This window comes from Croceitalea marina, from assembly GCF_042684265.1.
In the GTDB taxonomy this organism is placed as follows: Bacteria; Bacteroidota; Bacteroidia; order Flavobacteriales; family Flavobacteriaceae; genus Croceitalea; species Croceitalea marina.
The window spans coordinates 82,578-91,632 of sequence record NZ_JBHULB010000001.1 but is presented as its reverse complement, the minus strand read 5'-3'; the positions used below and the strand labels follow the sequence as shown (position 1 = coordinate 91,632).

The 9,055-nt window shown below is 36.3% G+C and carries 10 protein-coding genes; 7 read left to right on the top strand and 3 right to left on the bottom strand.

The features are described 5' to 3' along the window. Positions 1-358 precede the first annotated feature (358 nt). The 5 genes from thrS (at position 359) to ACFSQJ_RS00470 (ending at position 4,364) form a co-directional block, all read left to right on the top strand. The gene (gene thrS, locus ACFSQJ_RS00490; protein WP_377764785.1) at positions 359-2,299 is read left to right on the top strand and encodes a threonine--tRNA ligase; all 1,941 of its coding nucleotides are present in this window, start codon (positions 359-361) and stop codon (positions 2,297-2,299) included. 34 nt (positions 2,300-2,333) lie between these two features. Then, a complete protein-coding gene (gene infC / locus ACFSQJ_RS00485; protein ID WP_449257563.1) occupies positions 2,334-2,885 on the top strand; it encodes a translation initiation factor IF-3 in 552 nt (183 codons plus the stop codon). Positions 2,886-2,948: 63 nt separating this feature from the next. After that, the gene (gene rpmI / locus ACFSQJ_RS00480; RefSeq protein ID WP_163424012.1) at positions 2,949-3,146 is read left to right on the top strand and encodes a 50S ribosomal protein L35; all 198 of its coding nucleotides are present in this window, start codon (positions 2,949-2,951) and stop codon (positions 3,144-3,146) included. Between the two features lie 118 nt (positions 3,147-3,264). Continuing rightward, positions 3,265-3,609, top strand: a complete 345-nt coding sequence (rplT, locus tag ACFSQJ_RS00475; RefSeq protein WP_377764784.1) for a 50S ribosomal protein L20 — start codon at positions 3,265-3,267, stop codon at positions 3,607-3,609. 89 nt (positions 3,610-3,698) lie between these two features. Next, positions 3,699-4,364: an SGNH/GDSL hydrolase family protein gene (locus tag ACFSQJ_RS00470; RefSeq protein WP_377764783.1), complete on the top strand. Its 666-nt coding sequence runs from the start codon at positions 3,699-3,701 to the stop codon at positions 4,362-4,364. On the opposite strand, the gene ACFSQJ_RS00465 is transcribed toward ACFSQJ_RS00470, so the two are convergent. Further along, entirely contained in the window at positions 4,361-4,783 is a 423-nt protein-coding gene (locus ACFSQJ_RS00465; protein ID WP_377764782.1) for a secondary thiamine-phosphate synthase enzyme YjbQ, read from the bottom strand. The genes ACFSQJ_RS00470 and ACFSQJ_RS00465 overlap by 4 nt on opposite strands. A 71-nt stretch (positions 4,784-4,854) precedes the next feature. On the opposite strand from ACFSQJ_RS00465, the gene ACFSQJ_RS00460 reads away from it, so the two are divergent. After that, complete coding sequence (locus ACFSQJ_RS00460) at positions 4,855-5,649, top strand: HAD family hydrolase (RefSeq protein WP_377764781.1); 795 nt, start codon at positions 4,855-4,857, stop codon at positions 5,647-5,649. A 17-nt stretch (positions 5,650-5,666) separates the two neighbouring features. Continuing rightward, on the top strand, positions 5,667-6,248 hold the full coding sequence (locus tag ACFSQJ_RS00455; protein ID WP_377764780.1) for a hypothetical protein: 582 nt from the start codon (positions 5,667-5,669) through the stop codon (positions 6,246-6,248). Here the strand turns inward: ACFSQJ_RS00455 and ACFSQJ_RS00450 are convergent. Next, on the bottom strand, positions 6,245-7,525 hold the full coding sequence (locus ACFSQJ_RS00450; protein WP_377764787.1) for an asparagine synthetase B: 1,281 nt from the start codon (positions 7,523-7,525) through the stop codon (positions 6,245-6,247). The genes ACFSQJ_RS00455 and ACFSQJ_RS00450 overlap by 4 nt on opposite strands. Continuing rightward, on the bottom strand, positions 7,509-9,053 hold the full coding sequence (dnaB, locus tag ACFSQJ_RS00445) for a replicative DNA helicase (RefSeq protein WP_377764779.1): 1,545 nt from the start codon (positions 9,051-9,053) through the stop codon (positions 7,509-7,511). The genes ACFSQJ_RS00450 and dnaB overlap by 17 nt, the downstream gene beginning before the upstream one ends. Positions 9,054-9,055 lie beyond the last annotated feature (2 nt).

The following is a 9,055-nucleotide window of genomic DNA, read 5'->3' as shown; positions in this document are numbered from 1 at the left end:
GAACTTCTTTACTCCTTAATCTTTTCCGAAAAAAAAGAACCCATAATAGGCCCTCAACCCTCAAAAATTACCCTGCTTATCTAGCAAAGCGGGTGCAAATATAAAAACCTTTTTTTAACTCAGCAAAGTCTTTTTGAATAAAAATGTAAAAAAGTTTTAATTTACTGATAATCATTATTTTATATCTGAAAAAATTTAAAATTTTAGGACTTTTAAGGTAACACCTTTTTTTCATCCTACCAAATAACCTAATAATGATATTCTTTATCGAAATAAATACAAAAATGAAACCCCTCTTAATATTGTGGCATCCGCACAAGATATTATCTTTGCTGCTATTCTAATTTTAAGGTTAACGATGATAAAAATTACACTACCCGATGGAGCAATAAAAGAAGTAGCGGAAGGCAGTTCCCCTTTTGATGTTGCCAAAAGTATTAGTGAAGGACTAGCGCGAAACGTTATTTCTGCAAAATTTGATGATACTACGGTCGAGGCAACAACCCCATTGACTAAAGATGGTAGTCTAACCTTATATACATGGAATAACGATGAAGGAAAAAAAGCTTTTTGGCATTCTACTTCACATGTTGTTGCGCAAGCTTTAGAAGAACTGTATCCGGGCATTAAGCTCACTATAGGCCCTGCCATAGAAAACGGATTCTATTATGATGTCGATTTAGGAGATCAGGTCATTTCTGAAAAAGACTTCCCCGCAATAGAAAAGAAAGCACTTGAAATTGCCCGAGAAAAACATGATTTTAAAATGCGGGAAGTTTCTAAAAGTGAGGCCTTGGCCTATTATAAGGGTCAAAATAACACCTATAAAGTAGAGCTAATAGAAAATCTCACCGATGGCGAAATCACATTCTGTGACCATAGTACCTTTACAGATTTATGTCGCGGAGGCCACATTCCAAATACCGGCATCATAAAGGCGATTAAAATATTAAGTGTTGCTGGTGCTTACTGGCGTGGTGATGAAAAAAATAAACAACTTACTCGAGTTTATGGCATTTCGTTTCCCAAACAAAAAGAACTAACAGCTTACTTAGAACTTCTTGAAGAAGCCAAGAAAAGAGACCATAGAAAACTAGGTAAAGAATTAGAGTTATTTACCTTTTCGCAAAAGGTAGGTCAAGGATTACCATTATGGCTTCCAAAAGGAGCCGCATTAAGAGAGCGTCTTGAGGACTTTTTGAAAAAAGCACAAAAAAAAGCAGGTTATGAAATGGTGGTAACTCCACATATTGGCCAAAAAGAGCTTTATGTAACTTCTGGTCACTATGCCAAATATGGTGAAGATAGTTTTCAGCCCATAAATACACCTAAAGAAGGCGAAGAGTTTTTATTGAAGCCTATGAACTGCCCACATCACTGCGAAATCTATAATTCTAGCCCATTTAGTTATAAAGACTTACCCAAACGCTTTGCAGAGTTCGGAACCGTCTATCGCTATGAGCAAAGTGGAGAATTACATGGTTTAACAAGGGTTAGAGGTTTTACGCAAGATGATGCCCATATTTTCTGTACTCAAGAACAGTTAAATGATGAATTTAAAAATGTAATAGATTTAACGCTATATGTATTAGGTTCTCTAGGATTTGAAAATTTCACGGCACAGGTTTCAGTAAGAGACCTAGAAAAACCAGAGAAGTATATTGGAGATGCCACAAATTGGGAGAAAGCCGAACAGGCGATAATTGACGCAGCTGAAGAAAAAGGTTTAAATTATGTTATTGAGACAGGCGAAGCTGCATTTTATGGTCCTAAACTTGATTTTATGGTCAAGGATGCCCTCGGGCGTAATTGGCAATTGGGAACCATTCAGGTAGATTACAATCTTCCTGAGCGCTTTGACTTAACCTATAAAGGCAGTGATAATGAACTGCATAGACCCGTAATGATACATCGCGCGCCATTTGGAAGCATGGAGCGTTTTGTGGCATTATTATTGGAACACACGGGGGGCAACTTCCCTTTATGGCTCATACCGAAACAAGCTATTATACTGCCGGTCAGCGAGAAACATGAAAAATATGCTGAAAAAGTTTTGAATTCGCTGGAAAATCACGAAATTCGCGCGCTCATTGATAGTAGGAACGAGACTGTAGGAAAGAAAATTAGAGAGGCAGAGCTTAAAAAAATACCTTTTATGCTCATCGTCGGAGAGAATGAAGAAGAGGCAGAAACTATATCGGTAAGAAAACATGGTGGTGAAGACTTAGGCAGTATATCAATAAGCGAGTTTTCAGACTTGGTTTCAAAAGAAATAAATAGTACCTTAAAGTCGTTCTAAAAATAAGTTTAATTAAAAAAAATAAGTCATAGCAATACGTAGAAGATTTAAACCCCAACCAAGAAGGGAAAACAAAAACCCTCACAATATCAATGAAAAAATCTTAGCTCCAGAGGTAAGATTGGTTGGAGACAATGTTGAAGTAGGAGTTTATCCTATTAGAAAGGCCTTAGACAAGGCCGAAGAATTGGAATTGGATTTAGTAGAGATTTCTCCTAAAGCCAAGCCTCCTGTTTGTAAGATTATAGACTATAAAAAGTTTTTGTACGAACAGAAGAAGCGCGAAAAAGTCATGAAGGCCAAAGCGACCAAAGTTATTGTAAAAGAAATACGATTTGGTCCGCAGACAGATGATCATGATTATGAATTTAAAAAGCGACATGCTGAAAAATTCTTGAAAGAAGGCGCTAAATTAAAAGCATATGTATTCTTTAAGGGACGGTCAATAGTGTATAAGGACCAAGGAGAAATACTTTTATTACGACTTGCCCAAGAGTTGGAAGACTATGGCAAAGTAGAGCAAATGCCTAGATTGGAAGGTAAAAGAATGACCATGTTCTTAGCCCCAAAAGCTAGCAAAAAGTAAGCGGGATGCCGATTATCTCTGATGTATTTCAGAATCGGCAATTAATATATTTAAAAAGGAAAAATGCCTAAAATGAAAACTAAATCCAGTGCCAAAAAGCGATTTAAGCTTACAGGAACTGGTAAAATCAAAAGAAAGCACGCTTTTAAAAGTCATATTTTGACGAAAAAGTCTAAAAAGCGTAAGCTTAAATTGACACACTCAGGTCTAGTACATGAGTCGGATGTCAATAGTATTAAAGAACAATTGCGTTTAAAATAATTGTTCATTCGGTAAAATTATTAACCCTGGAGTTAGGCTACGATAAAAGATTTTTAATCTGAGTGAGTAAAAAAGTACACGCCTTGCGTGCCGCCTACTACAAAAAAATTTAAAAGAAATGCCAAGATCAGTAAATTCAGTTGCTTCAAGAGCTAGAAGAAAAAAAGTAATGAAGCAAGCAAAAGGTTACTTCGGAAGACGTAAAAACGTTTGGACAGTAGCAAAAAATGCGGTAGAAAAAGCAATGTTATATGCTTACCGTGATAGAAAAAACAAAAAAAGAACTTTCCGCGCACTTTGGATTACGCGTATTAATGCCGGTGCAAGATTACACGGATTATCTTATTCACAATTCATGGGTAAAGTAAAGTCAAACGGAATTGAACTAAACCGTAAGGTATTGGCCGATTTGGCGATGAACCACCCAGATGCTTTTAAGGCAATCGTTGATAAGGTCAAGTAAAGAATTTATATAAACTTACCCCGCTTAAGAAATCCCACTCTACATAGAGTGGGATTTTTTTGTACTTTTTATTTTTGTAAATCAAGAAAATGATACGTACTAAAGTTTTTCTTTTTGGATTGCTTCTTAGCTTCATGGCTAGCTTTAGTCAAGAAAGTACAGTTACATTTTTAGCTTTAGGAGATAGTTACACTATAGGTACCGGAGAAGATATAAACAACAATTGGCCAAATCAATTCACTCAAATACTTTTTAAGAAAGGCTATAAGACTGAATCAAAAATACTTGCCGCTGCGGGTTGGACCACGGAAAAACTTTTAATGGAAATTAAAATGGAGGACCTGCAACCAAACTATAGCTTAGTCTCTTTACTTATCGGTGTCAATAATCAATATAGAGGTATGGATTTTGAGTCATTCAAAAAAGATTTTACTACCCTTTTAGATAAGTGTTCAGAACTAGTACAAGAAGACAACCGAAAAGTAATGGTTCTTTCCATACCTGATTGGAGTGTTACACCATTCGCAAGATTTAAAGATAAAGATAGAATTGTGACCGAACTAAAAGCCTATAATACCTATATAAAGGAAGAAACCGAAAAACGGAATATGCTTTATATTGAAATCACAAAACAGTCTCGAAATGCTGAAGTAAACCCTGCATTGCTAGCTTCGGATAGTCTACATCCATCAAAAAAGATGTATAAGCTTTGGGCAAAAAAAATTAGCAAAATGGTATTGAAAGAACTCAACTAATTTCCAAAAGCAGTGATTACTAAATTTCTTGAAGATGCGTTATTACGGTGCTCGCACAAATAGATTCCCTGCCAGATTCCCAGATTTAATTTTCCGTTCGTAATCGGCACCGCTACCGAAACTCCCATTAAGGAAGCTTTAATATGTGCTGGCATATCATCTGGGCCCTCATAATTATGTAGGTAATAGGGCATATTTTCTGGCACCATCTTATTTATATGACTTTCAAAATCTAAACGAACCGTTGGGTCTGCATTTTCGTTTATAGTTAAACTCGCAGAAGTATGCTGTACAAATACTTGTAGTATGCCTATATTAATTTTTCTAATTTCAGGTATAGCACTTAAAACCTCATTTGAAATCAAATGAAATCCTCTAGCATAAGGATTAAGTGTTATTGCAGATTGATAAAACTTCATGAGGCTAAATTAATATAAACTTTACAGCATTACTTAAAGCATAAACTACCTTTATGGCTTAATTTGTACTAATGGATTTATCAAACATAAAAATGGTCGTGACCGATATGGACGGTACACTTTTAAATTCTAATCATGAGGTAAGCGATAGGTTTTTTGAACTCTTCAATGAATTAAAAAAAAGAGGAATCCATTTTGTTGCTGCCAGCGGTAGACAATATCATAGTATGGTTGATAAACTAGATGCCATAAAAAATGACATGTTATTCATAGCAGAAAATGGTGCTGTAATTAAAAACAAAGAAGAAACACTACTTACAACACCTTTAGAAAAAAAGCATATACAAAAAGTGCTTAATACCATTTCTTCTATCTCCGATGCACATCCCGTACTTTGTAGCGAGAACAATGCCTATGTCAATGGATCTTCAGATAGATTTTTAAAACTTTTAAGTGAGTACTATACACAATTTCATGTAGTTGAAAATCAGTTGGAGGTAACCGATGAAGTTTTAAAAGTCGCCATATACCATTTTGATAGCTCTGAAGAGTTCCTCTATCCAAGCGTTAAGCATTTAGAAAATAGCTTAAAAGTAAAAGTATCCGGTGCCAATTGGGTAGATATCTCCCATCCAAATGCGCATAAGGGTTTCGCTTTAGAAAAAGTAATGATTGAATATGGTGTAAGGTCAAATGAACTCTTAGTATTTGGCGATTACAATAATGATATAGAAATGCTTGAACTTTCAGATTTTAGTGTTGCAATGGCAAATGCGCACCCCAACGTAAAAAAGGTCGCTAACTATGAAACCTCAAGCAATGATGCATATGGAGTGGAGAAAATTTTAGAACTATTATTTTTATAAAATTAAAACTATAAAAAATGAAAAGGCTTTTCGTTTTAATATGTCTTGTATTTTTAGGAAACTGTCTTTTTGGCCAATATCAAATGGACATAAAGCTTACAGATGGGACAATTAAATCTGGGATTTATAAATGGGGAAAATATAGGCTAATAGATAAAAACAGAAAAGAGGAAATCAAATTTTCAGAGATTACATCGTTTATTCAACAAGGAGCAAATGGAGTCTCTAACGAGTTTCATATTTTGTTCTACCCTAAAAGAAAAAAATTAAAACGAAGTAAAAAAGCGTTAGGATGGAAAGTACATTCAGGCGAAAAAATAGATTTATTTCACGCGCTATTCGGTAGTCAACCAGTTCATGAAATAATAGACACAAAATTCAACCTCTCACATTTAGAGGTTTTTGCGAGGCGAAAAGGTGAAAAATATGTTTACAGCTTAAGATGCAGAGATGGTATAGGGTGTCAAGGGATAAAAAAACGCCTGATTAAATTTTTTTATGATTGCCCAGAACTACTAAAACTTATTGAAGATGACGAAATGGATATAATGAATACGCCGGAAATAGTAAAAAAGTATGAAGAGTTATGCCCAAATTAAGTTTTTTGTTTCTTTTTCCGCGCAGCAGGAAACAAAACATTGTTTAAAATAAGTCGATATCCGGGAGAAGTTGGGTGCAGCTCTAATTCCGTCTTGGGGTCTCCTACCCTATGTTGATAGTCTTCGGGATCGTGCCCTCCATAGAATGTAAAAAAACCTTTGCCTTTAATACCATGAATATAGCGCGCTTCGTTATTTAACTTTGATTCACCTAGAACCATAACCGTTGGTTTGACCTCGTCTCTGGCAAAAGAGGTTGTCTGTCCCATAAACCCTTTTACCAAAGTGGTATGGTTTTGCGTTAACATCGTGGGTACAGGGTCCCATTTTGCGGAAAATTCCATTAACGAAAAATAATCTGATTCTTTAGGTATCTGGCGTTTAGCCGTCATGTCTATGGAAGAAAATTCATATCGTAAGGGGTTACGCTCCAAAACAAAATTTTGAAATGCAAAGGTTCTATCGAAATTCAATTGTGATTGATAATTAGCATCCGATGGATCACCATCAAACATTGGTTCACAGATATCTACCCCTTCTGCCGCCAAAGCAATATCAAAACTATCTGTAGCCGAACACATAGCAAACATAAAACCACCCCCAATAACATACCTTCTTATTTTCTCCGCTACAGCTCCTTTTTCTTCCGAGACTTTAGCATAACCTAACTTAGACGCACGCTCTTCGGATATCCGCTTATTCTCAATATACCAAGGTGCCGCTCTGTAGGCTCCATAAAACTTTCCATATTGCCCGGTAAAATCTTCATGATGTAAGTGCAACCAATCGTACAAGGGCAACTTATCCTGTAATACCTCTTCATCATATATGGTAACATAGGGTATTTCGGCATAAGTAAGTACCATAGTTACGGCGTCGTCCCAAGGCTGATTGTCCTTGGGCGAATAAACAGCAATTTTTGGCGCTTTTTCTAAAATTACGGCATCTTGATTTTGAGACGGACTACTAATTCCATCTAATATACTTTGCGCCTCACTATCAGCTAAAACTTCGAAAGAAACGCCTCTAATTTGACATTCTTTTCTCACCGCATCACCATCTGGTAATAAAAAAGAGCCTCCCCGATAGTTTAACAACCACTGTACTTTTTGTTGCTTACCAAGCATCCAATACGTAATTCCGTATGCTTTTAAATGGTTTTTCTGACTCTCCGCGTCCATAGGAATCAGTATCACAGAGGCAGAACTGGAAAACGATATGAGAAAAATTAAAACTATTAATCCTTTAAACGAAATACCTTTAAAACGGGACGTCATCATCTGGAGAATTGTCATCGTTAAAAGCGCTTCCGAAAGCTTCATCTGTACTCGGGAGATTTGGTGTTGCAAACGGATTTTCATCATTTTCGTTCATCTTAGATTGAAACTCAAATGGAGAATCAAAGTCATCTAAGTTATCAAACTTACCTAGATTTCCGATAAACTTTAACCTAATATTCTCTAATCCGCCATTACGGTGTTTTGCCACAATCAACTCACCTTGGCCTTGTGTTGGCGTACGCTCTTCATCATCCCATTCATCAATCTTATAGTATTCTGGTCTATAAATAAACGATACAATATCTGCATCTTGCTCGATAGCTCCAGATTCCCTTAAATCTGATAACAAGGGTCTTTTACTACCTCCGCGAGTCTCCACCGCCCTGGATAACTGCGATAATGCAATTACGGGGACATTCAATTCTTTCGCCAAAGCTTTAAGGTTCCGAGAAATTGTAGAAATTTCTTGCTCCCTATTACCACCTTTTTGAGAGCCCCCAGCGGTCATCAACTGTAAATAATCAATAATTATAATTTGAATATCATGTTGAGACTTTAATCGCCTTGCTTTCGCTCTTAAATCAAAAATAGATAGTGACGGGGTATCATCAATAAACAATGGTGCTTTTTCTAAAGCTTTTACCTTGACATTGAGCTGCTCCCATTCGTGCTTTTCCAACTTTCCGGTACGTAGTTTTTCAGATGAAAGTCCTGTTTCCGAAGAAATGAGTCTGGTGATCAATTGTACCGAAGACATTTCACAAGAGAAAAAAGCTACTCCTTGATTAAAATCTACGGCAATATTTCTTGCCATGGATAAGGTAAGTGCAGTTTTACCCATACCTGGTCTTGCGGCTACAATGATTAAATCACTTGGTTGCCAGCCCGAAGTCAGCTTATCCAACTTATCAAAACCAGTGGCAATACCACTCATTCCTTCTTTATTGGCAATTTCTTCGATACGCTTTTTTGCTTGAATTACCAGATTTTGAGCGGTCTCCGCAGAGCGCTTTAAATTTCCTTGGGTGACTTCATACAATTTTGCTTCTGCGTTATCAAGCAAATCAAAAACATCCGTCGATTCACTATAGGCATCTTCGATAACTTCGTTTGAAATTTTAATCAAACTACGCTGAATGTATTTTTGAAGTATAATACGTGCATGGAACTCAATATGTGCCGAAGAAGCTACTTTCTGTGTCAGTTTTATAAGGTAAAAATCTCCTCCAACTGCCTCTAAATGACCATCTTTCTTTAATTGCGAAGAAACGGTTAATAAATCTACCGGTTCAGAGGATTCGAACAATTTAAAAATAGCTTCGTAGATAAATCGATGTGCATCCTTATAAAAAACACTTGGATGCAAAATATCAATTACCTCATCGACACCTTTTTTATCAATCATCATGGCGCCTAACACAACCTCCTCTAAATCAACTGCTTGAGGCGGAATTTTACCGCGTTCTAAACTGATGATCGTGGATTTGTCAATTTTACGACCTACTATTGGGTTTGGTTTGTCCATGA